The sequence below is a fragment of the Novosphingobium sp. 9 genome, from assembly GCF_025340265.1.
Classification (GTDB): Bacteria; Pseudomonadota; Alphaproteobacteria; order Sphingomonadales; family Sphingomonadaceae; genus Novosphingobium.
Genome location: NZ_CP022707.1, coordinates 1,122,251 through 1,147,732, shown reverse-complemented (window position 1 = coordinate 1,147,732; position 25,482 = coordinate 1,122,251). Strand labels below are relative to the sequence as shown.

General features: G+C 66.7%; 20 protein-coding genes and 1 pseudogene. 2 read left to right on the top strand and 19 right to left on the bottom strand.

Annotation, left to right across the window (positions count from 1 at the left end):
• Positions 1-8 precede the first annotated feature (8 nt).
• From CI805_RS05760 to CI805_RS05695, 14 genes and pseudogenes are all read right to left on the bottom strand, one after another.
• Complete coding sequence (locus CI805_RS05760; protein ID WP_260927046.1) at positions 9-281, bottom strand: hypothetical protein; 273 nt, start codon at positions 279-281, stop codon at positions 9-11.
• Positions 282-428: 147 nt separating this feature from the next.
• The gene (locus CI805_RS05755) at positions 429-698 is read right to left on the bottom strand and encodes a GlsB/YeaQ/YmgE family stress response membrane protein (protein WP_260927044.1); all 270 of its coding nucleotides are present in this window, start codon (positions 696-698) and stop codon (positions 429-431) included.
• Between the two features lie 751 nt (positions 699-1,449).
• Positions 1,450-2,356 (bottom strand): annotated as a pseudogene (locus CI805_RS05750) (NAD-dependent epimerase/dehydratase family protein).
• 23 nt (positions 2,357-2,379) lie between these two features.
• Positions 2,380-3,525 carry a glutamate 5-kinase gene (gene proB, locus CI805_RS05745; protein WP_260927042.1) on the bottom strand — a complete coding sequence of 382 codons (1,146 nt, stop codon included), beginning with the start codon at positions 3,523-3,525 and terminating at the stop codon, positions 2,380-2,382.
• Between the two features lie 162 nt (positions 3,526-3,687).
• On the bottom strand, positions 3,688-4,293 hold the full coding sequence (ssb, locus tag CI805_RS05740; protein ID WP_260927040.1) for a single-stranded DNA-binding protein: 606 nt from the start codon (positions 4,291-4,293) through the stop codon (positions 3,688-3,690).
• A gap of 340 nt (positions 4,294-4,633) precedes the next feature.
• The gene (locus CI805_RS05735; RefSeq protein ID WP_260927037.1) at positions 4,634-6,481 is read right to left on the bottom strand and encodes a ferrous iron transporter B; all 1,848 of its coding nucleotides are present in this window, start codon (positions 6,479-6,481) and stop codon (positions 4,634-4,636) included.
• A complete protein-coding gene (locus CI805_RS05730; RefSeq protein WP_260927036.1) occupies positions 6,478-6,717 on the bottom strand; it encodes a ferrous iron transport protein A in 240 nt (79 codons plus the stop codon). Before CI805_RS05730 ends, CI805_RS05735 begins: the two co-directional genes overlap by 4 nt.
• A gap of 115 nt (positions 6,718-6,832) precedes the next feature.
• Positions 6,833-7,219, bottom strand: a complete 387-nt coding sequence (locus CI805_RS05725) for a VOC family protein (RefSeq protein ID WP_260927035.1) — start codon at positions 7,217-7,219, stop codon at positions 6,833-6,835.
• A 43-nt stretch (positions 7,220-7,262) separates the two neighbouring features.
• Complete coding sequence (locus CI805_RS05720; RefSeq protein WP_260927034.1) at positions 7,263-7,517, bottom strand: hypothetical protein; 255 nt, start codon at positions 7,515-7,517, stop codon at positions 7,263-7,265.
• Between the two features lie 152 nt (positions 7,518-7,669).
• The gene (locus CI805_RS05715; protein ID WP_260927033.1) at positions 7,670-9,049 is read right to left on the bottom strand and encodes an MFS transporter; all 1,380 of its coding nucleotides are present in this window, start codon (positions 9,047-9,049) and stop codon (positions 7,670-7,672) included.
• 143 nt (positions 9,050-9,192) lie between these two features.
• On the bottom strand, positions 9,193-11,235 hold the full coding sequence (locus CI805_RS05710; RefSeq protein WP_260927032.1) for a M1 family metallopeptidase: 2,043 nt from the start codon (positions 11,233-11,235) through the stop codon (positions 9,193-9,195).
• A gap of 103 nt (positions 11,236-11,338) precedes the next feature.
• Positions 11,339-12,727, bottom strand: coding sequence for a uracil-xanthine permease family protein (locus CI805_RS05705; protein WP_260927030.1), 1,389 nt, complete (start codon positions 12,725-12,727; stop codon positions 11,339-11,341).
• Entirely contained in the window at positions 12,724-13,896 is a 1,173-nt protein-coding gene (locus tag CI805_RS05700) for a purine nucleoside permease (protein ID WP_260927028.1), read from the bottom strand. Before CI805_RS05700 ends, CI805_RS05705 begins: the two co-directional genes overlap by 4 nt.
• Positions 13,897-13,968: 72 nt before the next feature.
• A complete protein-coding gene (locus tag CI805_RS05695; RefSeq protein ID WP_260927026.1) occupies positions 13,969-16,539 on the bottom strand; it encodes a TonB-dependent siderophore receptor in 2,571 nt (856 codons plus the stop codon).
• Between the two features lie 339 nt (positions 16,540-16,878).
• On the opposite strand from CI805_RS05695, the gene CI805_RS05690 reads away from it, so the two are divergent.
• Both CI805_RS05690 and CI805_RS05685 read left to right on the top strand, forming a co-directional pair.
• Positions 16,879-17,814, top strand: coding sequence for a LysR family transcriptional regulator (locus CI805_RS05690; RefSeq protein ID WP_260927024.1), 936 nt, complete (start codon positions 16,879-16,881; stop codon positions 17,812-17,814).
• 91 nt (positions 17,815-17,905) lie between these two features.
• Entirely contained in the window at positions 17,906-18,436 is a 531-nt protein-coding gene (locus CI805_RS05685) for a phosphoribosyltransferase (RefSeq protein WP_260927023.1), read from the top strand.
• 3 nt (positions 18,437-18,439) lie between these two features.
• On the opposite strand, the gene CI805_RS05680 is transcribed toward CI805_RS05685, so the two are convergent.
• The 5 genes from CI805_RS05680 to xdhA are packed head-to-tail and all read right to left on the bottom strand — an operon-like array spanning position 18,440 to position 25,481.
• Complete coding sequence (locus CI805_RS05680) at positions 18,440-19,486, bottom strand: adenosine deaminase (protein ID WP_409934938.1); 1,047 nt, start codon at positions 19,484-19,486, stop codon at positions 18,440-18,442.
• Between the two features lie 17 nt (positions 19,487-19,503).
• On the bottom strand, positions 19,504-20,787 hold the full coding sequence (gene guaD, locus CI805_RS05675) for a guanine deaminase (RefSeq protein WP_260927022.1): 1,284 nt from the start codon (positions 20,785-20,787) through the stop codon (positions 19,504-19,506).
• Complete coding sequence (xdhC, locus tag CI805_RS05670; protein ID WP_313958531.1) at positions 20,784-21,719, bottom strand: xanthine dehydrogenase accessory protein XdhC; 936 nt, start codon at positions 21,717-21,719, stop codon at positions 20,784-20,786. The genes guaD and xdhC overlap by 4 nt, the downstream gene beginning before the upstream one ends.
• On the bottom strand, positions 21,713-24,037 hold the full coding sequence (xdhB, locus tag CI805_RS05665) for a xanthine dehydrogenase molybdopterin binding subunit (RefSeq protein WP_260927020.1): 2,325 nt from the start codon (positions 24,035-24,037) through the stop codon (positions 21,713-21,715). Before xdhB ends, xdhC begins: the two co-directional genes overlap by 7 nt.
• Positions 24,030-25,481, bottom strand: a complete 1,452-nt coding sequence (gene xdhA, locus CI805_RS05660; protein WP_260927019.1) for a xanthine dehydrogenase small subunit — start codon at positions 25,479-25,481, stop codon at positions 24,030-24,032. The genes xdhB and xdhA overlap by 8 nt, the downstream gene beginning before the upstream one ends.
• Position 25,482: the final 1 nt, after the last annotated feature.

The following is a 25,482-nucleotide window of genomic DNA, read 5'->3' as shown; positions in this document are numbered from 1 at the left end:
GCGAAAAATCAGTTTCCGGCTGCTTCCGAAGCCTGATCCTTGACGGCCGTGGCATCGGTATTGCCCTGCGCGCGGGTGGCATCGGCAGCATCGTTCATCTGGTCAGCCGCAGCGCCCGACATCTGCGAGGCCTGATCGTCCATCGCATCGGCAGCCGCATCGGAGCTGCTGGCGATCGCCTCGGCTTCCTTGTCGGCGCCCGACTTCTGGCAGGCGGCAAGCCCGAGCGAGGCGGTGGCGGCTGCGATCATGGCGACGCGCGGCATGGTGACGAATTTCATGACAGGATATCCTTTCCCTGTTTTACCTGAATAAAGCGCATCATTTCTGTTCGATACGCCCGATGTTCAAGCAATGGAGGGCGCGGTTGGTTCCGCGCCGCTCCGTTTTATTGCATGCAATCTATTGCATTACGCTTGTCGTCGCGCTCAGCGGACCGAACCGCGACGCACCAGGTTGACGATCGCCAGCAGCACCACCGCACCCAGGAACGAGGCGATCAGCGACATCAGATCAAAGCTGCCGCTGGTGATCGGCGCGCCGCCGATCAGCGGGGTAATCAGGAAGCCGGCGATCACCGCGCCGACCACGCCGACGACGATGTTGAGGAAGATACCCTGCTGGGCGTCGGTGCGCATCACCAGACTGGCCAGCCAGCCGATCACGCCGCCAACGATGAGGATAAGCAGAAGAGTCATAGTCCCATCTCCGTGTTTCGTTCTGTTGCCCATAGTAACGGCGCAGCCGAAACAAGGTTCCGAACAGTGAAACGGGAGAAGGATATCCTTTGCAGGCCCCGTCGCCAGCCGATGCCTGCGACCGCAGGCCGACTTTGCAGGCCATGCCTGCGGCCGCAGGCTGGGCGCCGGAAACGCGACCGGCCCGCCACGCGGCGAGCCGGAAGAAGGCCTCGCTTGTCAGGTCAGCCGAGCGCGCTTTGGTCTTGCGCTCAGGCGAGCGCGCCTTGGTCTTACGCTCAGGCGAGCGCGAGCGCGAAGACTTCGGTGTCGGTTTCGCGGGGAGCGTGCCGTCGAACACCGCGAGCGGCTCGAACGCCTCGTCGGTCAGCGCCACTTCGCTCAGCCCCAGCAGCTTGTACTGGGTCAGGCGGCGGTCATCGTCCGAGCGCCAGTTCTTGAGCGTGTTGAGCGCGCTGACGAACAGGTCGCCGTGGCGCGAGAACAGCTGGTGCGGGGCGAGCCGCATCTCGTTGCCGTTGTACTGCGCGACCACCATGCGCCGCAGCGCGATGGCCTCGATGAATTTGCGTTCTGTCGTCATATCCAAAATCGTTTGCATCCGTTTGCGGTGCGCGCGCCCGTGCAGGCGCGCAATTTACCCCTCTCCCCCCTTCCGAACAAGCGTGAATGTGCATCGGAACCCACCGAAAGAGCCGGATTCCGTGCCCTTTCCTGCGGGATCAGTTGCACCCGGCGCAGGTCAGGATCTTTAAAGCCACTTCTCGTCGCGATACCACTGCGCGGTCGCCTTCAGTCCGGCGCGAGTCTCGATCTGCGGCGCCCACAAGGCCGCAGGCGGCATCGCCCCGGAGACACCACCCAGTCGGGGTGGCTGAAATAGGCCGCGCGGTCCTTCGTCATCTTCGCCTTGGTGCCGCGCGCGAAGTGATCGCACCACGCCGCGAACTCCAGAGTGCGGCGCGACAGGCCCAGCACCTTGGGGCGGCGGCCCATGGCATAGCCGATCGCCTGCGCCAGTTCGTAGTGCGCCCAGCCCTGCGGGGTGCCGTCGTCCGGCTCGAAGGTGCGCCCCGCCGTGCGATCGTCATGCGGGACGAGGCCGACCAGCAGCCGCGCCAGATCCTGCACATGGATCACCGAGGCGCGCCCGTTGCCCGGCACCGGGATCACCCCCAGCGCGCGGCGCGGAACAGCTCGAACATCTCCTTGTCGCGCGGGCCATAGATCGCGGGCGGGCGCACCAGCGTCCAGTCGAGCGGGCTGGCCTTGACCACCGTCTCGGCCCGCGCCTTCGAGGCGCCGTAGTCCGACAGGTCCGGCTCGCGCGCGCTCAGCGACGAGACATGGACGAAACGCCGCACGCCTGCCGCCACGCATTCGGTCACGAGGTTGAGCGTGCCGGTAACATTGCCCAGCTCGAAGCCTTCGGCATCGGGCGCGTTGACCACGCCTGCGACATGGATCACCGCATCGGCGCCATGCACGAGGTTTTCGAGCGAGGCGGTGTCGGTCAGCTCGCCACGGACCCAGGTGATCCCGTCGCGCGGCGCCTGCTCGCGGCGGGTCAGCGCGCGCAGGTGATAGCCTCCCCCGCGTTTGGCCGCCAGCGCCGCCTCGATGGTCGCACTGCCGACGAAACCGGTCCCGCCGGTCAGCGCGATAACTGTCTTATGCTGGTTCACTTCATCACCATCTGGTCCCGGTGCACGACCGACGAGCGCGGCGCATAGCCGAGCACGCCGGCCTGCTCATTCGAATGGAGCCCCCGGATTTCCGCGCATTCGCGCGCGTCGTATTCACTCAGGCCGTGGGCGAGCACGCGCCCGTCCGGCGCCTCGATCGCCACGGCATCGCCGCGCTCGAACGTGCCCGAAACGCCGGTCACACCCTTGGCCAGCAGGCTGGCACCGCGACCCAGCGCCTCTGCCGCCCCGGCATCGACCACGATCGTACCCTTCAGGCGCAGCCGACCGCCCAGCCACGCCTTGCGCGCGCCCGCGCGGCGCATCGGGCGGAACAGCGTGCCGATGCCGTCCTGCGTTTCATGAGAGCCGATGATCCGCGCCAGCGGGCGCTGGTGCTGGCCCGAGCCGATCACCATGGCGATGCCCGCCAGCTCGGCGATCTCGGCCGCCTGCAATTTCGAGATCATGCCGCCCGAGCCCATGCCCGAACTCGATTCGGCGCTGGCCATCGCCCGCACCGCATCGGTCATCCCGGCGACGACCGGCACCATCTGGGCGCCGGGCTCCTTGGGGTGGCGATCATAGAGCCCGTCGATATCGGACAGCAGCACCACCGCGCTGGCGCCTGCGGCCTGCGCCACGCGCGCGGCCAGCCGGTCGTTGTCGCCGAAGCGGATTTCCTGCGTCGCGACCGAATCGTTCTCGTTGATCACCGGCACCGCGCCGCAATCGAGCAGGCGCGAAAGCGTGGCGGTGACGTTCAGGTAACGGCGGCGGTCCTCAAGGTCTTCCAGCGTCAGCAGCATCTGCGCCGCCGTGATCCCGTGCGAGACCAGCAGGTCCGACCACAGGCCCGACAGCGCGATCTGGCCGACCGCCGCGCTCGCCTGCGCATCGGCAAGGCTGCCGCGCCCGCCCTTCTCCAGCCCCAGCGTCGCCGCGCCCAGCGCGATCGCGCCCGAGGACACCACGATCACCTGCTGGCCGCGCGCGCGGGCCTCGGCAATCTCGTCCACCAGGGCATCGATCCACGCGGCGCGCACGCCTTCCGGGCCGACCAGCAGCGCAGAGCCCACCTTGACGACAAGGCAGGGGCAAAGGGCGGGATCGGCGAGGTCTGAAAGACGGGTGATCGGCATGGGAGAGGCGCCTGTATGGCAAATGGGCGCAAGAAGAAAGGGCAAGCACGCGCAAGCGGACTTGCGCGGCGCACAATCTTCGCGACGCCTCTGTTCTGCACCAACGAAAAGGCCCCTCCCGAGGGAAGAGCCTTTTCGTGTTTCGTACCGTCAGCGCGTCGATCAGAACGGGATGTCGTCGTCGAGATCGTCGCCGAAGCCGCCGCCCGAGGAACCGCCGCTGCGGCCCCACTCGTCACCGCCGCCCGAGGACGAGCCACCGCGCGAACCACCGCCCATGCCGCCGCCCGAGCGGCCACCGCCGCCGAAGCCACCGCCCGACGAACCGCCGTCGTTGCCCCAGCCGCCGCCGGAACCGCCACCGCCCGAGCGCGAGCCGCCGCCGAAGCCGCCGCCACCGCCGCCCGAGCCGCCTTGCGCGCCATCGAGCATCGTCATCACCGCGCCGGGGCCCTGCAGCACCACTTCGGTCGAATAGCGATCCTGACCGTTCTGATCCTGCCACTTGCGGGTGCGCAGCTGGCCTTCGATGTAGACTTTCGAGCCCTTGCGCAGGAATCGCTCAGCCACGCCCGCCAGACCTTCCGAGAAGATCGCCACGGAGTGCCACTCGGTGCGCTCCTGACGCTCACCGGTGTTGCGGTCCTTCCAGCTTTCCGACGTCGCGATGCGCAGGTTGCAGACCTTGCCGCCGTTCTGGAACGACTTGACCTCAGGGTCGGCCCCGAGGTTGCCGACGATGATGACCTTGTTGACGCTGCCTGCCATAGAATCGGGTATCCCTTGGAATGTGGCGAACGGGGTAGCCAATCTGCGCGCGGATCGCAAAGTGCGGAAACAGCGTGTTCCACAGCGGGGGCGCTGTGAGGGGCTGGAAAGGAATAAACGCAGGGGAGCAAAGCCCCCTGCACCCCCTGAACGTCTCCCGACGCCAAGGACTCATGCGGGGCTATCGTATCGCGTGTCCAGACGGCGGGAATACGCGGAGATGGCTGCCACAAGCGCAACGCCCACGCCGGAAGACGTCACGGGGTGCAGGGGCGATGGCCCCTGCTCTAAGCCTTGTTCTTGAACGCTTGTTCTTACCTAAAGTCCGAGCCCAGAACCCTCACCCCAGACCCGCCCAGGTCGACAGCCAGAACGTCACGCCCGCTGCGACGTAGGCCATCGCGAACAGGTAGCCGAGCATCACCAGCGGCCATTTCCAGCCATTGGTCTCGCGCCGGGCGACGGCGATGGTCGACATGCACTGCGGCGCGAAGACGAACCATGCCAGGAACGCCAGCGCCATCGGCAGCGTCCACACGCCTTGCAGGCGCTTGCCGAGGTCGACCGCCTGCTGGTCCTCGCTGTCGCTGGCATCGACGGCATAGGTCGTTGCGAGCGCCGAGACGGCGACCTCGCGCGCGGCCATCGCCGGGATCAGGGCCAGCGCCATGTTGCGGTTGAAGCCGATCGGTTCGACCACCACGGCAAGGCCATTGGCGATGTGTCCGGCGACCGAGGCGTTGACCTGGCTTTCGCCGGGGTGCGCCTTGGGGAAGTTGAGCAGCAGCCAGAGCACCACCGAGACGGTGAAGATGATCGTGCCTGCGCGGCGCAGGAAGATCCACGCGCGCTGCCACAGGCCGATCGCCATGTCCTTGAGGCGCGGCATCTGGTACTTGGGCAGCTCCATGATGAAGCCCGAGGCCTCACCCTTGGTCGCCGATCGACGCAGCACGAGCGCGGCCAGAAACGCGCCGACGATGCCGGCCACGTAGAGCGCGAAAAGCACCAGCCCCTGCAGGCCGATGCCCCAGCCCACGCTCCTGTGCGGAATGAACGCGCCGATGATCACGGCATAGACCGGCAGGCGCGCCGAACAGGTCATCAGGGGCGCGATCAGGATCGTCGTCAGCCGGTCCTTGGGATCGGAGATCGAGCGCGTGGCCATGATGCCGGGGATCGCGCAGGCAAAGCTGGAGAGCAGCGGGATGAAGCTGCGCCCGGACAACCCGACATAGGCCATCAGCCGGTCCATCAGGAAGGCGGCGCGGGCCATGTAGCCCGAGGCTTCCATCGCAAGGATGAAGGCGAAGAGGATGACGATCTGCGGCAGGAACACCACCACGGCGCCGACCCCGGCGATCACGCCGTCGGTCAAGAGGTCGCGCAGCAGGCTGGGCGGCATCACGTCGGTGACTTGCGCCGAGAACCCGTCGACAAGGCCCTGGAGCGCGTCGATCAGCGGGTTGGCCCAGGCGAACACCGCCTGGAACATGACGAACAGGAACGCGAAGAGGATGATCGGGCCAAGCCAGGGATGCAGCAGCACGCGGTCCATCTTGGCGTGGAGGCGATGGCGGCGCGATTCGGAGAGGATCGCGGCATCGGCCATGGCGTGCGCGGCAACGCGGCGCTCGGTCTGGCCCAGCGCGGTGAGGCCGGGCCCTGCCTCGCGCGACGGGGCCGAGGCGATCGCCTCGCCCAGTTCGGCAAGGCCGCGGCGGCGCACGGCGACGGTCGGGATCACCTGCACGCCCAGTTCCTGCGCCAGCACAGCGGGATCGAGCACCAGCCCGTCGCGCTCGGCAAGGTCCACCATGTTGAGCGCGATGACCGAGGGCTTGCCCAGCGCCAGCAGTTCCTGCGCGAAGACCAGATGCTGTTCGAGGTTCGAGGCATCGAGCACGATGATCAGCGCGTCGGGCGCCGCCTCGCCGGGGAATTTTCCGTGGACGACCTTGGAAGTCACTTCCTCGTCGGGGCTGGTCGGGTCGAGGCCATAGGCGCCGGGAAGATCGGTCAGCTCCACCGGCTCGCCGCTGGGCAGCATCAGGCGGCCCGACTTTCGCTCGACAGTGACGCCGGGATAGTTGGCGATCTTCTGGCGCGCGCCGGTCAGCGCGTTGAACAGCGCGCTCTTGCCCGCGTTCGGATTGCCGACGAGGGCGATCTTGCGCTGGCCGCTCACAGTTCTTCCACTTCCATGGCAACGGCATGGGCACGGCGCAGGGCGATACTCATGCGACCGATGGTCAGCGCGATGGGATCGCGCCCGAACAGGATGCCGCGATGGGCGACGGAAACCCGCGCGCCCTCCTCGATCCCGAGCGCGCGCAGCCGCCGCGCTTCCTCGTCCACCAGAGCAGACCAGTTCACAGCGACGATTCGCGCCGTTTTTCCGGCGGGCAGAAGATCGAGCGTCATTGCGCCCCGCTGCCAGATCGCAAGGAGGTTTGCAACTGGGTCGCAATAGCTTGCGACAAAATGAAATCTGCGATGAACGAAGGTTAAGAAGGTTAAGAAGGTTTAGCCGGGCCGGTCACTCGGGCTCGTGGCAGCACACGCACAGCTTGTTGCCATCGGGATCGCGGAAATAGGCGCCATAGTAGTGCGCGTGATAATGCGGCCGCAGCCCCGGCGCGCCCTCGTCGCGGCCGCCGTGCTCCAGCGCGAGGCGATGGCAGACATCGACCATGGCGCGCGTTCCGGCCAGCAGCGCGATCATCTGGCCGTTGCCGACGCAGGCCGCGTCCCCATCGAAGGGCCGGGTAATGACGAACAACGGGCGGTCGGCCTGCGGCGATTTCCACCCGGCCCAGTGCGCATCGGCGAACTTCACCTCCAGCCCGAGTGCGGCCAGCAGCGGAGCGTAGAACCGGCGCGCTGCGTCCATATCGGATATGCCCAGCGTTACGTGCGAAAGCATGGCTATCTCCTCTGGCCGTTTTTGCCTGTTCCATCACAGGGTGTCAGTCGCGGCGCGAGCGGCGCACCAGCCAGTTGATGAGCGCGCTGGAGCCCAGTCCCGCAAGGCCAGCAATCAACAGAGAGAAGAACAGCAGAGGCCACACTTTGCCCCTATGGCATGGCTCTTCGGGGATACAGTCCCCCAGCGTGCCGACAAGAAACGAAAGCGCCATCAGCGGCACGCCGACGATGCTGGCGATGGTGCAGCCCCATCGGCCGCCCGGCGTTTCTCCACCCTGATAGCCGCCCTGCTCCATGATGGGCAGTGTACACAATAGCACGCAGTTTCGGCAAGTTACCGCATAGTCACCCTACACGATGCCCGATCCTTGCCTCGCCGATGCGAAAGCGCCCGCCGGACACGAAATCCGACGGGCGCTGTCAGCGTCAAAACAGGTGCCGGCAGGCGTCAGCCTTTCAGGCGCCCTTTCGTTTCGGGCACGATTACCGCACCCAGCAGATAGAGCAGCGCGAAAGCGCCGATGAAGCCCGCCAGCACTTCCGGGATCGCGGCGGGCGTGGCGGCAGCGAGCGAGACGAACGTCGGCATGATGCCGCCGACCGCAAAGCCGGTGTTCCACGAAAGCCCCGTGCCGGTTGCACGCAGTTCCACCGGGAAACGCTCGTTGAGGAAGATCATCAGCGGGCCGAACACGGCAGATCCCAGGAAGCTGATCGCCAGCGCATGCCAGATCAGCGAGAAGCCGGTCGCGCTCGCCATCGTCACGATCAGCAGCGGCAGGGCGACAAGGCAGAGCACGCCGGTCAGCAGGAACACCTTCTTGCGCCCGATATGCTGGCTCCATTCGCCCAGCAACAGCGACGAGACCGCACCCGCCACGCTGCCGAACAGCATCAGCGTGGACGCCTCTGCCGCCGGAACCTTGCTCACCAGCTTGAGGTAGGTCGGCAAGTAGCCCGCCGTCAGGTAATAGACCGCACCCGCGCCGCTCGACAGCATGAGGTTCACGAAGAAGCGGTTGCGGTAATCGCGGCTGGCGAAGAGCGCACGCACGGGCGAGCCGGTGTCCTCGCCCCTGCCCGCACTTTTGGCTTCCGCATGCTTGGCCGCCGCCTTCTGGAACTGCGGCGATTCGGCCAGCTTGCGGAACATGACCAGGCCGATGGCCGAGGTGATCAGCCCGCAGAAGAACATGAAGCGCCAGCCGATGCGGGTGAACTCCTCATCGGGAAACAGCGCCGAGATCGCCATGTAGGCGAACGAGGCGAGCAGCGTGCCGATCGCCGCACCACCGCCGCCGATCAGGCCGCTCATGGTGCCGCGCCAGCGCTCGGGCACCGATTCGGTGCCGAGCACATGGGTCGAGGCGACCACGCCGCCCACGAAGATCCCCTGCACCAGTCGCAGCAGCAGGAACAGCACCGTCGCCCATATGCCGATCGTTTCGACCGTGGGCAGGATGCCGAACGAGGCCGTCGCGATACCCACGCCCGCGATCGCGAAGATCATCGCCCGCTTGCGCCCGAGACGGTCCGAGTACGAACCGAACAGGGCCGAACCCAGCGGGCGCATCAGCAGCGTCACCGCGAACGAGGCATAGGCACCCGCCAGCGACAGCATCGGCGTGTGCGAGGGGAAGAAGTGCTGGCCGACAGCGGGCGCGACGAACAGCAGGATGAACAGGTCGAAAAGGTCCAGCCCCCAGCCGAAGCAGGATGCGACGACGGCCAGCGCCGTGGTCCGTTCGGGCTCCGGAACGGTTGCGGACGAGTTCCGCGCCGAGACCTCCGCCAGATAGGGTGGGGATGTGGATGAATCCACCGACATGCTTCTCTCCTCTCGCGCCCGGTCGTTGTCATGGCCTTAAAGCCCCGGTGCGGGTTTAACGATGGGAGAGTGAACGCATCAAGGCAATTAAGGTTCGGTGATCGCGAAGATCACCGAACCTGATATGTTTCCGGCCTGTTTCCTCAGACCTTCCGGTCGTCGTTCGAGCGGTCCTTGTCGGGGATCTTGTGGTCGGGATCGACCACCGCTTCGGTCACAGTCTTGCCCGCAGGCACAACGACGCTGGTCTGCGTATTCCTGATCCAGCTTTCGGCGGGCAGGCGATAATCGGTGTGGGTGCCGTCCGAGAACATCACCCGCAGCGTGGCAGGCATAATCAGCTTGTCATGGCTGCCCACGGTGACGCGCGTGCCCTTCGAGGGGTCCTTGGCATCGACCGGCGCGATGGCATCCACCGCAAGGTCCATCGACCAGTTGTTCTCGTACCAGCCGCGCCACCACCACGACAGGTCCTCACCCGTCTGGCTCTCCATGAAGCGGAAGAAGTCGGCAGGCTGCGGGTGCTTGAACGTCCAGTCGGCAATGAAGCGGCGGAACGCGGGATCGAAACGATCGGGCCCGAGGATCTGCTCGCGCAACAGCACGAGGCCCAGCGCCGACTTGAAGTACGTCACCGGGTGGCGGTACTTCTCGATGATCGAATCCGCGCGGGTCAGGATCGGTGGCGCGTTGGGATCGAGCAGCACGCTCTGGATCTCGTCCACCGGATTGCCGCCGCCCGGCGCATATTCACCGTCGCGCTTGGGCGCATATTCGCCGTGGTTGAAATCGTCGGATTCGTAGACGTCGATGAAGGTGTTGAAGCCCTCGTCCATCCACGCGTTGCGGCGCTCGTCGAAGCCGACCATCATCGGGAACAGCTCATGCCCGATCTCGTGCGCGGTGATGAAGAACAGGACATTGCCCTTGTCCTCGATCCCGTCGAACAGGATGCCGGGATATTCCATACCCGAAGCCGGACCCGCCACGTTGATCGCCCAGGGCCACGGGTACGCCGCCCAGCGCTTGGCGTAGTTCTGGAGGCTGTCCTTGAGGTACTCGGTCGAGCGGCCCCAGGCAGGCTGCCCGGCGCTTTCCTTGGGATAGAACGACATCGCCAGCGAAGTCTTGCCGCCGCCAAGGTTGATGCGCGCGGCATCCCAGGCGAAGATCGACGAGGCACTGAACGCCACGTCACGGGTGTTCTCCATGCGATAGTGCCAGGTCTTCGTCGCCCCGGTCAGCGACGGTTTCGCAGGGATTTCCTGCGGCGAGCGGATCATCACCGTGGCATCGCTGGCCTTGGCCTTGGCCAGCCGCGCCAGTTCGGTGGGGGTGAGCACTTCGGACTGGTTCACCAGTTCGCCCGAACCTGCCACCAGCATCGTCGAAGGCACCGTCACGTAATAGTCGAAGTTGCCGTATTCGAGGTAGAACTCCTGCGCCAGATAGGGCAGCGGGTCCCAGCCGCGCACATCGTCATAGACCGCCATGCGCGGATACCACTGCGCCAGATCGTAGATCGGGCCATCCTTGGCCATGCCCCAGGCCATGCGCCCACCCCACTCGCCGGGGATGGTGAAGTGCCAGGCGATGCGCACGCGGGTCTTGCCGCCCTTCGCCGCCAGCGCCTGCGGCATGGTGATCTGCAGGCGGGTATCGCTGACCAGGTACTGCGCAGGCACGAACTTGCCGTCGACCTCGATCTCCACCTTGTCGAGCACCGCGCCGTCGGTCGATCCGCCCGCATGACGCCCGATGCCGGGGCCGCCGTTGGCGTAGTTGCCACGGCTGTCCTTCTTGTAGAGGTTCTGGTCCAGCTGCACCCACAGCACGTCCAGCGCATCGGGGCTGTTGTTGGTGTAGCTGATGATCTCGTCACCGGTCAGCGAAGGCGATTTCACATCCGGATCGAGCTTGGCATGTATCTCGTAGTCCGCACGGTTCTGCCAGTACTGCGGCCCCGGCTTGCCATCGGCGCCGCGATAGACATTGACCGACTGGTGCATGTCGAACGGCGCAAAGGTCGAGCGCGGATCGTAGGCCGTGCTGGAAGCTGCGGGCGCGGGCGCAGTTTGCGCCAGCACCGGCTGGGCGACAGCGACGAGGCTGGCCGCGCCGAGCAGCAGGCCCAGATGACGACCGGGGCGGGGGCCAAAGCGCGGGGACGGGAAAATCGAGGGCATGACGAGGACGACCTTGTATGGGGGAGGCCCGTCAACGGGCCACGACGAAACGAGACGCTTGCGCGTTCAACCAATCCCCGAACGAATTGCCAAGCCCTTTCCGCTATTCCTGCCCTTTTCTTTCGCGTGGTAGCAGCAGGTTGAGCACCACCGCCAATGTCGCGGCGGGGAGGATGCCGGACGTCAGCAGGATGCGCGCGGTTTCGGGCAGGTGCTGGAGCGCTGTGGGCTCCAGCTGAAGCCCGAGGCCGAGCGAGAGCGAGATGCCGAAGACCAGCATGTTGCGCTGGCTCCAGGCAACTTGCGCCAGCATCGCCACCGCCGCCGAGGCGACCATGCCGAACATCACGATCACACCGCCGCCCAAGACTTCGATGGGGATCGTCGCGATCGCCGCGCCGACCTTGGGCAAGAGGCCGCAGGCGACGAGGAACAGCGCGCCGATGGTCACGACATGGCGGCTCATCACGCCCGTGATCGCGACCAGCCCGACGTTCTGGCTGAAGGTGGTGTTGGGCATCCCCCCGAACAGCGCGGCCAGCGCCGAGCCGAGTCCGTCGGCAGCAACCGCGCCCTGCAACTCGCGCTTGCTGGCGGGGCGTCCGGCATTGCCTTCGCAGATCGCATCGACATCGCCGATGGTCTCGATCGAGGAGACGAAGCCGGTGAGGCAGAAGCCCAGCACCGCCGTCCAAGACCACGCCCAGCCGAAATGCAACGGCTGGGGCACGGTGAACCAGCCCGCCTGATGCACGGCAGCAAAGTCCACCCGGCCCAGCGCGAGCGCGAGCACATAGCCCGCGATCAGCCCGAACAGTACCGCCGCGCTGCTCCATACCCCGCGCGCGAACAACGCAAAGCCCATCGTCACGATAACGACGCAGCCCGCCATCAGCCAGCTGATGCCCGAACCGTAGGCCGGTGTGCCCTCCAGCGGCACGCCGCCCGCTGCATATTGCACCGCGACCTTCATCAGCGACAGCGCGATCATCAGCACCACCAGCCCCGTCACCAGCGGCGGCAGCGCAAAGCGGATGCGCCCGACGAACTGACTGAGCACCGCATGCAGCAGCCCCGCCACGAAGGCCGCTGCGGCGATCATGCCCAGCGCGCCGGGACCCTTTCCGGCAACCAGCGGCACCATGATCGGCACATAGGAAAAGCTCGTCCCCTGCACCAGCGGCAGCCGCGCGCCGACCGGGCCGAAGCTCACGGTCTGGAGCAGCGTGGCGACGCCTGCGAAGAACATCGCCATCTGGATCATATAGACCATCGCCGATGTGTCAGGGGAGCCGTAGCCGATGCCCGCCGCTGCCGCGACGATGATCGCGGGTGTGATATTGCTGACGAACATCGCCAGGACATGCTGCAAGCCCAGCGGGATCGCCGCCATTATCCCCGGAAAGGCATTGGGATCACGCGACGAGAACCCCGCCGCGCTGTCGGCGTCTGCGGGAGAAACGATCGACAGGTGCGGCGGGGTAGCGGTCATCGTGCAGGTTCTCCGCCGGGCGTTTCGGTGCCGTATCGGTCCCAGTGGCCGAGCAGCTCGTCCACCACCACCGAGCCGACGCGGTAGAGGTTCTCGACCGATTCCGTCAGGCCGGTGTAGTGCGCGTTCTCGGCCATCAGGTTGTCGTAGGCCGAGACGCCCGGCGGCGGCACCGTGTGGTTGGAGCCTGCGCGCAGCACCATCAGCCGGTTGTAATCGACGCGGCCCGTGCGCGTGGCGAACGTCATCGCCTGCGCAACGCCGGTATCTTCCATCGCGGCGGTCACGAAATTGCCTTTCCCTTGCGTCCAGTAGTGGACCCAGTCGTTGGCCCAGTCGTTCAGCAGCTTGCCGTGCCAGAAGGTCATCGCCGAAAGCTGATCGCCCACCAGCACGAAGGGCGGCTTCTGCGCCATGGGATAGGCGGCATAACGCTTGCGCTCCGCCGCCAGCACCGGATCGTCGGGCAGCTTCATTTCCCTGGTCAGGCCATAGGCCCAGCCGACCAGCGCGGGATTGAGCGTGAACAGCTCGCCATCGGGCTTGGGCACCACCGGATCGCCCGGCCCCTTGCCGTCGCGCGGGAAGTAGCCGGTCTTCCAGCCCTTGGGCACTTCGCGCGGATCGATCTCGTGCGCCAGATCACCGTCGACCAGATAGCGCGCCCAGGCGGCGGACCCGACCGAGGCATCTTCCGGGTCGATCCCGGCAATGCCTGCCAGCAGGAAGTAGGCATGGCTGAGGTCGAGCCGCTGGTCGAGCGCCAGCGCCGTCAGCGCATTGGACGAGCGCGCCGTGCCGATACCGGTCAGCACCGCCAGCACCTGCGTTTGCGGATTATAGGCAAGGTCATGGAACCCCTGCGGAAACGGGATCGCCATATCGAGATGGCGGCGGGTGCGCCACAGCTGGAACTCGCCGGGCGTGTCGCCGGTATCCTGCCCGATCTCGAACAGCGAGATGATGACGACCTTGACCGGCAGCGGCGCGGTGCAGTTGCCACCCGGCGGGCAACCCGCGATCTGCGCCTGCGCGCGGGCAATGCTGTCGGCGGAAGGGGTTACGGAGAAGTCCGGCTCGGCGGCATAAGCCGTGCCGCACAGGGTCAGCAGAACGGGAAACAGCAACGAGGCAAGCCGCGAAGGGCGCATCCAATCAACCTTTGTCATTCGTCTTCAGCGTTTTCGAAGTCTTCAACGGATCGGGCAGGATGATCCCCCACCCTGCCCGGTCCGGTTGCATCAGAACTTGTATTCGATCGTCGCCTGCCAGCTGCGCGGCAGCTGCGGCAGCACGATATCCGCACCGAACAGATCCTGACCGCCCGCCCGGAAATAGCGTGCGTTGTTGACGTTCTTCACCACCGCGCGGAACAGCCACGGCCCGGTGGTGTACGAGGCGCCGAGGTTGAGCAGCCAGTAGGCAGGCAGCTTGATGTTCTGCGCATAGTCGGCATAGACCGAGTCAACATGGCTGAGATCGCCGTTGATCGCGATGCCGTTGTCGAAGGCATAGGTCGCCGTCGCCGAGGCCACGTTGGTCGGCTCGCCCGGACGGCGCGCCTTGCCCTTGGTGGGCATATAGACATTGCCGAACTCCGACCCGCCGAAGCTGAGCGCCGGGTCAGCCCCTGCGGCGATCATGTCTTCGGCGCCGAAGTAGTTGAAGTAGTATCCGGCGTTGTACGCGCCGATGTTGTAGACCTTCATGTGCGTGAAGGCGCCGGTGACGAGCAGGTGGCGATCCACCGCCCAGCGCATTTCCGCCTCGATGCCCTTGGTCTGGAGGATCTGGTTGGTCAGCGAACTTTCCGCCGCCGCCGCCGTGCGCTGCTGCTTGTAGACGGAGACCGCCGCATAGAGCTTCTTGTCGAGGAATTCGCCCTTCAGGCCGCCTTCCATCAGCTTGGACTTGCCGAGCACCGCGCCGTTCTTGATGTTGGCGAGGTAGAGTTCGGAGCCCTCGCCCGCCACCACCGTGCTCTGGCGCGAGATGGTGAAGTAGGGGATCAGGCCGACCGGCGTCTTGTACGAAACGCTGACGTTCCACGAGACGCCGCCCTCGGTGCCGGATTCGCTGGGCGTCATGTCATCGCCGTAGTCGCCCACGTTACCCGCGATGTCGCCCGGCGCGTACTTGGACAGGATCGCGGTCGACTTGGCGTGAACGCTGTCATACCGGATGCCGCCGATCACATCGAGGCCCATGTTGAAGTCGAGATCGACAAGTCCGGCGATGCCGTAATCGGTATAGTGGCCGATCACGTAGTCGGAATAGTCGCAGTCGCACTCGGTCGCCAGCAGGCGGGTCGAAGTGGCATCGTAGCCCACGGTGATGTCGGGACGGTTCCACAGCTCGACACCGTAATCGTCGGCGAAATGGAAGTGGGTGTAGCGCACCGAGGGCGAGAGCTGGAGCGAGATCTTGGCGGCCTTGGTGTCGAACCGGTCGGAGATCACCAGCTTGTCTTCCATGACGTAGGAGTTGAACGCCTGCGCGAACCCATAGGCGTTCTCGTTCAGGTTCTTGCCGCCGTCGTAGAACATCTTGTTGGTGATCTGGAGGTTGCCTGCCCCGGTCCAGATCAGGTCGAAATAAGCGGTCTTCTGACGGTTGTTGAGCCGGTCGTCCTGGCCGGTCAGCGTCTGCTTGCCGCTGATATGGGTGGTGCCCGCGTTCTGCAGGTTGAGGTCGGGATTGGCGAGGAGGCAGGCATTGCTGTAGCCCGCCGAGGTATCGTCACCGCCGCAGGCATAGCTGCCGTAGAACGTCAGGCCCGCCCCGCCGTTGGCGGCTGCGGCTTCCTCGCGGCTGATCTTGCCGTCGCCGCTGGTGTCGAGCTGGGTGCCCTCTCCGGTGATGTAGGTGCCGTGGTCGACCAGATCCTGCGTCACGCGGTTCCAGCCGCTGTTCTGCACCGAGTTGTACTTCTGGTACATCGCGCCGAATTCAGTGCGCAGGTTCGAGGTGATGTCGGTATCGAACGAGGCCGAGAACAGCGCGTTATGGGTGAACACGTTGTTGTAATAGCTGCCCGAATGCTCGACTTCGCCGTAGATGCTGTAGCCGAATTCGTGGTCGCCGATCTTGCCGGGGCCGGTGACGTTGGCCTTCATCACGTTGCGGCTCCAGCTGCCGCCGTCGTAGCTGACGAACCCGGTGGTATCGTCCGAATAATCGCCGTTGGCCTCGCGCGCGGTCTTGGGGATGAAGTTCATGTAGCCGCCGATCTTCGACGGGCCATAAATCACCGAGGCCGGGCCGCGCACGATGTCGATACGCTCCGCCGCGCCGATCGGGGTGGAATAGTTGCCTGGATTGTCGAGCCGCAGCATGCCGCGGAAATAGACGTCCGAAGGCGCGCCGCGAATGTCGAGCGCGCCGCCGGTGCCGAAGAACGAGCTGGTGAAGATACCCGGCGCCTGCGACACGAGATCGTAGATCTGGGTGATGCCGAAGCGCTCCATCTGCTCGGACGTGACGCTGGAGACCGAGCGCGGCGTTTCGGCGATGGTCTTGTTGAAGCCGAACACCGAACTGACGGCGATGGTGGGCAGCGCGCCGAGCGAGCCCTTGACGATGATCTCCTTGCCATCGCTGCTGTCGTCGTCGGCAGGAGGGGGAGCGGCGGGCGCGGGCGCCGCTGTGACCGCCACGGCAGCCGCAGTAGCTGCATCCGACGATACCGGCGCGTTCCCGCCCGCAACACCTGCCTCTTCCGCCAGCGCGGGCGTCGACAGTGCCGTACCGGCCAGCATTGCCGCGACAAGACCCAGCGCGCCGCGACGCGACGGCGCAAACCCAAGCTTCACCATAACTTTCCAAACCCCCATGTGAGGCGACAGGACGGTTTTCCCACGAGCCCCATCGTCAATCGCGCCTGTCCGACACCCCATCCCGATGCCCCGGCCCCTTGCGGTCTGACGCCGCCGGTCGCCGGTCTTCCCTGTGCCGCACGGGGCCGGATCGACATCTTGATCGACCTTGCGTGCGCGCGCTCAGCCGCCTTGCGTGAGAGCCTCCTTCCGGAAACGGCTCTGCGCCAGACGGCCTTATTTTCATTCTGAAAACGGAGACTATGGGCTTGACTTGTTGCCCGCAAACGCAATGAATCCGACACATCATTGCAAAAATGAGAGCACCCTTCCCAGATGCCCGCGTTCTCGCGTTTCCTGCGTTATTTCATGGCGGTCGGCCGGCTCGGCTCGATCCGCAAGGCCGCCGACGAGCTGAACGTTTCGGCCTCGGCGATCGACCGGCAGATCCTCAACGTCGAGGCGCAGATCGGCATGCCGCTGTTCGAGCGCCTGCCCACGGGCCTCAGGCTGACGGCGGCGGGCGAGATCATGATGGCGGCGGGCGGACGCTGGCAGAAGAACATGCTCGACGTGCGCGCCCAGATGGAGGACTTGCGCGGGCTCAAACGCGGCCATGTCGATATCGCGGTGATCGATGCGCTGACCAAGGGCGCGGTGCCCGCCGCGATCCAGTCGGTGCAGGATCGCTATCCCGGCATTACCCTTGGCGTGAAAGTGGCCGAGAACGACGGCGTGCGCCGCGCGGTCGCCAGCGGCGAAGTCGATTTCGGCATCCTGTTCGAGCCTGACAGCTATCGCGACCTGCAGGTGCGCGCCTTCGTGGAGATCGGCCTCGGTTTCGTGACGCTGCCCGATCATCCGCTGGCGGGCCGCGACGAGGCGCGCTTTTCCGCCTGTACCGGCATGCCGCTGGTCATGCCCGCCGCGCCGCTCGCGGTCAGCCAGCAGATCGCGGTGCTGGCGGGGGCGACCCGCGCCGAGCTGGACCAGCGCGCCAGCTCGGACAATATCCAGATGCTGATCTCGATGATCCGGCAGGGCCTTGGCGTCGGCGTGCTGACCTCGCTCGACGTGATGTCAGAGGTCCAGCGCGGCGAACTGGCGTTCACGCCGATCTCGGACCCGGTGCTGCGCCCGATGACGCTGGCGCTGTGTACCGCCAGTGCCCGCACGCCCTCGCACGCCGCGGCGATGGCGCTGGCCGAGATCGAGACCGGCTTTGCCCGCCTCGCCTATCCCGCCTCGCACCGCCCGATGGAAGCGGCCTGATCCTCCCGCAATCCGGCGCGGATTGCTCATAACGCATGCAGGCGGTAATCGGAGCCTTCGACAACACGCCCTTGTACCGGATTCGCACACCATGACGCAGACCCCCGAGCCCCAGCTCCACTACATCGACTACGACAGCTTCCTGTCGCGCGTGCGCGAACTGTCCGCGCGGATCGCCGCCGACAGCTGGAAGCCCGATTTCGTGATCGGCGTGGGACGCGGCGGGCTGGTTCCGGCGGTCTACATCTCGCACGGCCTCGAACTGCCGATGCTCTCGATCGACCATTCCGCCAAGGTTCCCGGCTTCGCCGACGAACTGCTGGGCAAGGTCGCGGGGATGAGCGGCGAGGGCAAGCGCCTGCTGTTCGTTGACGATATCAACGATTCGGGCGGCACCATCCTCTACATCCGCGAACTGCTGAGCGGGGCGGGCTGCAATGCCGACAACCTGCGCTTCGCGGTCGTGCTCAACAACACCCGCTCGCGCGCCACGGTAGACCTGTGGGGTGAGGAGATCGACCGCGACGAGGACAAGCGCTGGTTCGTGTTCCCCTGGGAATCGGTGGGCACCCGCGATGCCATCGTCGAAGAGGCGCGCTCGGTGCCCGAACGGCTGGGTTGAAACTCAGCTTTCCGGCACAAACGCCTCGATGGCGGCGAGGTGCTTTGCCACCGCCGCCTCGGGCAGGAACGATCCCGTGAACGAGTGGCGCGCACACGTCGCCAGCGCCTCGCGCGAGAGGCCGCGCGCTGCCGCCACCGCGCGGTAGTTATCCGCCACGTAGCCGCCGAAATAGGCCGGATCGTCGGAATTGATCGTGGCTTTCAGGCCTAGCGCCAGCATCCGGTCGAGCGGGTGATCGGCAAGATCATCGACCACGCACAGCTTGTGGTTCGACAGCGGGCAGACCGTCAGGGTCATCTCCTCCGCCACCAGCCGCGCCACCAGCGCCTCGTCCTCCAGCGCGCGATTACCGTGATCGATCCGGTCGACGTTCAGGAGGTCGAGCGCTTCGTGGACATAGGCGGGCGGGCCTTCCTCGCCCGCGTGCGCGGTGATCTTCAGACCCTTGGCGCGCGCGGCGGCGAACACGCGCTCGAACTTGGCGGGCGGATGGCCGACTTCGGAGGAATCGAGGCCCACCGCAGCGATCCTGTCCAGCCACGGCTCGGCCATCGCCAGCGTCTCGAACGCCGCCTCTTCCGAGAGGTGACGCAGGAACGAGAGGATCAGCGCCGATGTGATCCCGAAGCGCGCCTCGGCCTCGGCCATGGCGGACAGCAGCCCCTCGATCACGTCCGCGAACGGCACGCCGCGATCGGTGTGGGTCTGCGGGTCGAACATCAGTTCGGCATGGCGCACGCCATCGGCATGGGCGCGCTCGAAATAGGCCATGGCCAGATCGTGGAAGTCCTGCCGCACCAGCAGCACCGAGGCACCGGCGTAATAGATGTCGAGGAAATCCTGCAGGTTGGAGAAGGCATAGGCCGCCCGCACGTCTTCCACCGAGGCATAGGGGATCGCCACCGAGTTGCGCGCGGCCAGCGCGAACATCAGTTCGGGCTCAAGGCTGCCCTCGATATGCAGGTGCAGTTCGGCCTTGGGCAGCCCCACGATGAAGGCGTCGAGATCGGCGGGCAGTACGAAGGTCGATGCGGCGGTCATGGTCATGGAGTATCTGTCTTTTATCAGTGTCGTTGATGGGCCAGCTGGCCCCTGAGATAGGTACGGGCGACCGTGCGGTCATCGCCCAGAATCTGCATGGCAAACAGCCGGTCCGCAAGAGGGACGCCGCAAGTGCGCCGCGCTATCAGCGGTGTCGCGGCGGGATCGAGCACCACGAAGTCGGCCTCCTGCCCCTCGGCCAGCGCGCCCACGCGGTCGGCGATGCCCAAGAGCGAGGCGCTGCCCGCCGTCGCCAGATGGAGCGCGTGGAACGGGTCCATCCGGTCCTCGCGCGCCAGTGCCGCCTGATAGGCAAGCCCCGCCGTGTAAAGCAAGGAGAACGAAGTCCCCGCGCCGATATCGGTGCCAAGGCCCAGGCGAAACCCGTGCCTTGCCGCCTGCCCGAAGTCGAAATGCCCCGAACCCAGGAACAGGTTGGAGCTGGGGCACACCGCGATCCCTGCGCCGCTGTCATGCAGGTGCCCGCAGGCACGCTCAGACAGGTGCACGCCATGCGCGAAGACCGAACGCGGACCGACCAGACCGAAGCGGTCGTAGACGTCGAGATAGTCTGCCGCTTCGGGGAACCGCGCGGCGACGGCGGCGATCTCGTGGCGGTTTTCCGACAGGTGCGTGTGCAGCAGCACATCGGGGTGCGCGGCCAGCAGCGCGCCTGCCTCGGCCAGTTGCGCATCGCTGCACGACAGCGCGAAACGCGGCGTCACCGCATAGCCCAGCCGCCCGCGCCCGCGCCAGCGCCGGATCAGCGCCTCGCTCTCCGCGCGTCCGCCGGCGGGGGTATCGCACAGGCCCTCGGGGCCGAGGTCCATCAGCACCTTGCCCGAGACGATACGCATGTCGCGAGTCAGCGCCGCCTCGAACAGCGCATCGACAGAGCCTTCGTGGACGGTCGGGAACACCAGCGCGCTGGTCGTGCCGTTGCGCAGCAGTTCATCGAGGAAGAACGCCGCCACCGCATCGGCATGGGCGCGCTCGGCAAAGGCTTTCTCTGCCGGGAAGATATGCCGGTCGAGCCAGTCGAGCAGCTGTTCGCCGTGCGAGGCGATGCGGTCGGTCTGCGGATAGTGGACATGGGCATCGACCATGCCGGGAATAACGAGGCCGGGGAGCACGTCCACCGGCACATCGGCAAAGCGCGGTGCGAGATCGGCATAAGCGCCGCGCGCGACGACGAGGCCGTTCTCCACCACCAGCAGCCCGTCGAGATCGTGGCGCACCGCCTCCGGGTTGTCGCGCGGGTCTTGAGGGACGGACAGCAGTTCGCCGCGAAAGGCCTTCAGGGTCATCGGTTTCTCAATTGCAGCAGTTGCGCGACCACCGAGATCGCGATCACGTCGGGCTCCTTGCCGACGATCCCCGGCAGGCCGATGGGCGCGGTGAGGCGCGCCAGCGCATCTTCGGAAACGCCATCGGCCAGCAGGCGCGAGCGGAAGCGGGCGATCTTGGTGGACGAGCCGATCAGGCCAACGAAGGCCAGCGGATCGCGGCTCAATGCCGCCAGCGTCAGGTGATAGTCCAGCGGGTGATCGTGCGTCAGGATCGCCACCGCCGCTTCGGCAGGAGCGCCGGCCACGCAGTCGGCGATCTCCTCCACCGGCAGAACCGTCACCCCGTCGATATGGGCCTGTTCGGGGCGGGTATCGAACCACGCCAGCTGGATCGGCAGGCCCGTCAGGTGCCGCGCAATCGCCTGCCCGACATGGCCTGCACCGAACAGGTAGAGCGGGCGCGGCCGCTCACCCACCAGCTCGACAACCCGTGTGCCGACGCCGGGGCGCTCCCCTCGCGCGGACTGGTGCGTGGCGCGCTCGCGCTTGAAGGCGCCGCGCTCGATGCGATCCTCGCAAAGCTGCGTCACCAGCAGCGCGCCTGCCTCGGCGTCCTGGACCCAGTCGAGCGCCGCGGGATCGAGATGTTCGACCAGCAACCGCACACGTCCGCCGCAGCACTGGCCAAGCAGCGGGCCGAGCGGATAGTCCTGCACGCGCCATGTCCCCGGCGGCAGTGCCAACAGCGCACGGGCCTGTTCAATGGCGCGATATTCCAGCTGCCCGCCGCCGATGGTGCCTTCCTGTCCCTCTGCCGTGACCAGCATCCGCGTCCCGCCCCCACGCGGCGCCGAGCCTTCGCTGGCCCAGATCGAGACCATCGCGGTGGGCACGGCGACCGCCCCGGCTGCACGCAGGCGGTTGAGGCTGCCCGTCAGCGAGGTCAGCACGGCGCGTGCCCGGCAATCGCGGCCAGGATGCGCTCGGGCGTGGCCGGGGCATCGAGCGCAGGCACGTCGCGGCGCGCCGGGTTCGTCGCCGCGACCGCCTCGGTCAGCGCCGAGAACACCGAGATCGCCAGCATGAACGGCGGCTCGCCCACCGCCTTCGAACGGTTGATCGTCGGCTCGACATTCTCGCCCTGCCACAGGTCGATGCGAAAGCGCGGCGCCCGGTCGGAGGCGGTGGGAATCTTGTACGTGGCGGGGCTGTGCGTCAGCAGGCGGCCTTTCGCGTCGAACACCAGTTCCTCTGTCGTCAGCCAGCCCTGCCCCTGAATGAAGCCGCCCTCGATCTGGCCAAGGTCGATCACCGGGTTCAACGACTTGCCGACATCGTGGAGAATATCGACGCCCAGCACCCGGTGCTCGCCGGTCAGCGTGTCGATCACCACTTCGGACACCGCCGCGCCATAGGCGAAGTAGTAGAACGGGCGGCCTTTGTGCGCGGCGCGGTCGTATTCGATGCCCGGCGTCGCATAGAATCCGGTCGAGGACAACGAGACGCGCCCGACATGCGCCTTGCGGGCGAGCACGGCGAACGACAGCACCTCGCCCCCCGTCGCCATGCCGCCAATCACGACGCCATCCGGCGTGAACAGCACCTCGGTCGGGGCGCAGGCGAACGTGCGCGCGGCGAAATCGACCAGCCGCTCGCGGATCGCTATCGCCGCATTGAACGCCGCCATGCCGTTGAGGTCCGCGCCGGAACTCGCCGCCGTCGCCGAAGTGTTGGGCACCTTGTCGGTGCGCGTCGCAGTGATCCGCACCTGCGAAAGCGGCACCGCGAAGACATCCGCGACGATCTGCGCCACCTTGACGTAGACGCCCTGCCCCATCTCGGTGCCGCCGTGGTTCACCTGGATCGAGCCATCGGCATAGACATGCACCAGCGCGCCCGCCTGATTGAGGTGCGTGGTGGTGAAGCTGATCCCGAACTTCACCGGCGTCAGCGCGATGCCCTTCTTCAGCACCGCGTTCGCGACGTTGAAGGCCTCAACTTGCTTACGCCGCGCGTCGTAGTCCGAGGTCTGGCGGAGCTGCGCGATCAGCGCGGGCGCGATATTGTCGGCAATCGCCATGGCATAAGGCGTCACCTCCCGCCCCGGCCCGTAGAGATTGGCCAGCCGCACATCCAGCGGATCGCGCCCGAGCACCAGCGCGACATGATCGCAGATCCGCTCGATCGCCAGCATGCCCTGCGGGCCGCCGAAGCCCCGGAACGCGGTGGCCGAGACGGTGTGCGTCTTGAGGCGTTCGGAGATGATCTCCACGTCAGGCAGCCAGTAGCAGTTGTCGGCATGGAACATCGCGCGGTCGTTGATCGCCGGCGAGAGATCGACCGTCGCCCCGCAGCGCGAGGCAAGGCGCAGCGACAGCGCCAGCAGATGCCCGTCGTCGTCGAAGCCGACATCGTAGGCGACCTCGAACTCGTGGCGCTTGCCGGTCATCACCATGTCGTCGTCGCGGTCGGCGCGGATCTTGGCGGGACGCCCGGTCTTCGCGGCGACGAGCGCGGCGGCCCCGGCGTAGAGCGCGGCCTGCGTCTCCTTGCCGCCGAACGCGCCACCCATGCGCCGCACTTCCACCGTCACATCGGCGGAAGACAGGTGCAGCATATGCGCAACCAGATGCTGCACCTCGCTGGGGTGCTGGGTGGAGGAGACCAGATGCATCTGCCCGTCCTCCCCCGGCGTCGCGATTGCAATCTGGCCCTCGAGATAGAAGTGATCCTGTCCGCCCATCGCAAAGGCGCCCGAGGCATGACGCGGCGCGACCTCCAGCGCGGCAGCGGCATCGCCGCGCGCCATGCGCTGGGTCGGCTCGATCAGCGAGCCTGCGGCGCGCGCCTCGGCCATGGTGAGGAGCGGCGTCAGCACCTCATATTCGACCTTGCCCAGACGGGCGGCGCGCCGGGCGGCCTCGCGCGTGGTTGCCGCGACGAGGAACAGCGCCTGCCCGTGGCAGATCACCTCGCCATCGGCCAGCAGGCGATCGTCCCCCGCGACCGGGCTGACATCGTTGACGCCGGGAATGTCCGCAGCGGTATAGACCGCGACGACACCGGGCGCGGCGCGCACCTCGGCAAGGTCCATCGCCACGATCCGGGCGTGCGCCTCGCGGCTCTGCCCGAAGGCGAGGTGGAGCATGTCAACCGGTTCGGGCAGATCGTCGGCGTAGCGCGCCGCGCCGGCGACATGAAGCCTTGCCGAATCGTGCGGGTGCGAGGGCTTGGCGAGGCCCCTCCAGGCAGGATCGCGCTCAGCCATGGGGCGCGTCCTCTTCCGCTGCCCCGACATCGAGCACCGAGATCGCCTGCCCCTGTTCGCGCAGATACAACCGCCGCAACAGGTTGCCCGCCGCACGCAGACGATAGGCCGCCGAACCGCGCACATCGTCGAGCGGGGTGAAGTCCTCATGCAGTGCCGCCGCGCCTGCCTCCATCGTCGCCATCGTGAAAGGCGCGCCGGTGAGCACCGCCTCGCAGGCGCTCGCGCGCTGCGGCGTCGCCGCCATGCCGCCGAACGCCACGCGCGCAGCGGTGATCGTGCCCTCGCGCACCGTCAGCGCGATGGCGCCGCAGACCGCAGAGATATCGCTGTCGAACCGGCGTGAGAGCTTGGCGATATGGATCACCGCATCGGGCGCGGGGCGCGGAATGAACACGCTCTCGACGAATTCGCCCGGCGCGCGGTCCTGCTGGCCATAGCCGAGGAAATAGTCCTCCAGCGGGATCGTGCGGGTGCCCTTTGCACTGCCCAGCGTCAGCGTGGCGCCGAGCGCGATCAGCGCAGGCGGGCCGTCACCGATGGGCGAGCCGTTGGCGATATTGCCGCCGATGGTCCCGGCACTGCGCACCTGCAATCCGGCGAAGCGCCGCCACAGCTCGCCAAGGTCCGGGTGCAGGCGGGCGAGCGCAGGATGCGCCTCGGCATGGCGCACGGCGGCGCCTAGCGTGAGGCCCGCCTCTGTCTCGCTGATGGTGCGTAGGTCGGCCACATCACCCACGAACACCAGCGTATCAAGATCGCGCAAACCCTTCGTGACCCACAGCGCCACGTCGGTTGCCCCCGCGACGATCCGCGCCTCGGGGTGCTCTGCCAGGATCGCGGCGAGCGCGGCACGGCTGCGCGGGGCGAACCAGCGCCGCGTGCCCACCTCACCTGACGCACCTTCCTCACCCAGCGCGCGCAGCCTTGCGGCCAGCCCGGCGGCGTCCTGCGCCAGCGCGGTCACCGCCCTGCCCGCCGCGAGGATCGGGCCATAGCCGGTGCAACGGCACAGGTTCCCCGCCAGCGCGTCCGTCACCGGAAGTTCGTGCCCCAGCGCGCCGATCGCGCGGCCTTGCAGCGCCATCACGAAGCCCGGCGTGCAGAATCCGCATTGCGAAGACCCGTTCTCGGCCATCGCCTTCTGCAAGGGGTTGAGCGCGCCATCGGGCTTTGACAGGCTCTCCACCGTCATCAGCGCCTTGCCGTGGAGCATCGGCAGGAACTGGATGCAGGCGTTGACCGCGCGCCACTGCACCGCGTCACCCTCCAGCGCCGTTGTTTCCCCGACCAGCACCGTGCAGGCCCCGCAATCGCCTTCCGCGCAGCCTTCCTTGGTGCCGGTGCGCCGCAGGCGATAGCGCAGATGATCAAGCAGCGTCGCGGTGGGATCGACCTCCTCGATCCGCACGTCTTCGCCGTCGAGAAGGAAGGCGACAGTCACA

What these genes read in the sequence shown, in the direction of transcription:
- CI805_RS05680 (WP_409934938.1), bottom strand. Translation starts at nt 19,486, where the DNA reads ATGACCATGACCGCCGCATCGACCTTCGTACTGCCCGCCGATCTCGAC.
- CI805_RS05700 (WP_260927028.1), bottom strand. Translation starts at nt 13,896, where the DNA reads ATGACAAAGGTTGATTGGATGCGCCCTTCGCGGCTTGCCTCGTTGCTG.
- CI805_RS05760 (WP_260927046.1), bottom strand. Translation starts at nt 281, where the DNA reads ATGAAATTCGTCACCATGCCGCGCGTCGCCATGATCGCAGCCGCCACC.
- CI805_RS05710 (WP_260927032.1), bottom strand. Translation starts at nt 11,235, where the DNA reads ATGCCCTCGATTTTCCCGTCCCCGCGCTTTGGCCCCCGCCCCGGTCGT.
- CI805_RS05715 (WP_260927033.1), bottom strand. Translation starts at nt 9,049, where the DNA reads ATGTCGGTGGATTCATCCACATCCCCACCCTATCTGGCGGAGGTCTCG.
- CI805_RS05730 (WP_260927036.1), bottom strand. Translation starts at nt 6,717, where the DNA reads ATGACGCTCGATCTTCTGCCCGCCGGAAAAACGGCGCGAATCGTCGCT.
- proB (WP_260927042.1), bottom strand. Translation starts at nt 3,525, where the DNA reads ATGCCGATCACCCGTCTTTCAGACCTCGCCGATCCCGCCCTTTGCCCC.
- CI805_RS05725 (WP_260927035.1), bottom strand. Translation starts at nt 7,219, where the DNA reads ATGCTTTCGCACGTAACGCTGGGCATATCCGATATGGACGCAGCGCGC.
- CI805_RS05705 (WP_260927030.1), bottom strand. Translation starts at nt 12,727, where the DNA reads ATGACCGCTACCCCGCCGCACCTGTCGATCGTTTCTCCCGCAGACGCC.
- CI805_RS05685 (WP_260927023.1), top strand. Translation starts at nt 17,906, where the DNA reads ATGACGCAGACCCCCGAGCCCCAGCTCCACTACATCGACTACGACAGC.
- guaD (WP_260927022.1), bottom strand. Translation starts at nt 20,787, where the DNA reads ATGACCCTGAAGGCCTTTCGCGGCGAACTGCTGTCCGTCCCTCAAGAC.
- CI805_RS05720 (WP_260927034.1), bottom strand. Translation starts at nt 7,517, where the DNA reads ATGGAGCAGGGCGGCTATCAGGGTGGAGAAACGCCGGGCGGCCGATGG.
- CI805_RS05755 (WP_260927044.1), bottom strand. Translation starts at nt 698, where the DNA reads ATGACTCTTCTGCTTATCCTCATCGTTGGCGGCGTGATCGGCTGGCTG.
- ssb (WP_260927040.1), bottom strand. Translation starts at nt 4,293, where the DNA reads ATGGCAGGCAGCGTCAACAAGGTCATCATCGTCGGCAACCTCGGGGCC.
- CI805_RS05690 (WP_260927024.1), top strand. Translation starts at nt 16,879, where the DNA reads ATGCCCGCGTTCTCGCGTTTCCTGCGTTATTTCATGGCGGTCGGCCGG.
- xdhB (WP_260927020.1), bottom strand. Translation starts at nt 24,037, where the DNA reads ATGGCTGAGCGCGATCCTGCCTGGAGGGGCCTCGCCAAGCCCTCGCAC.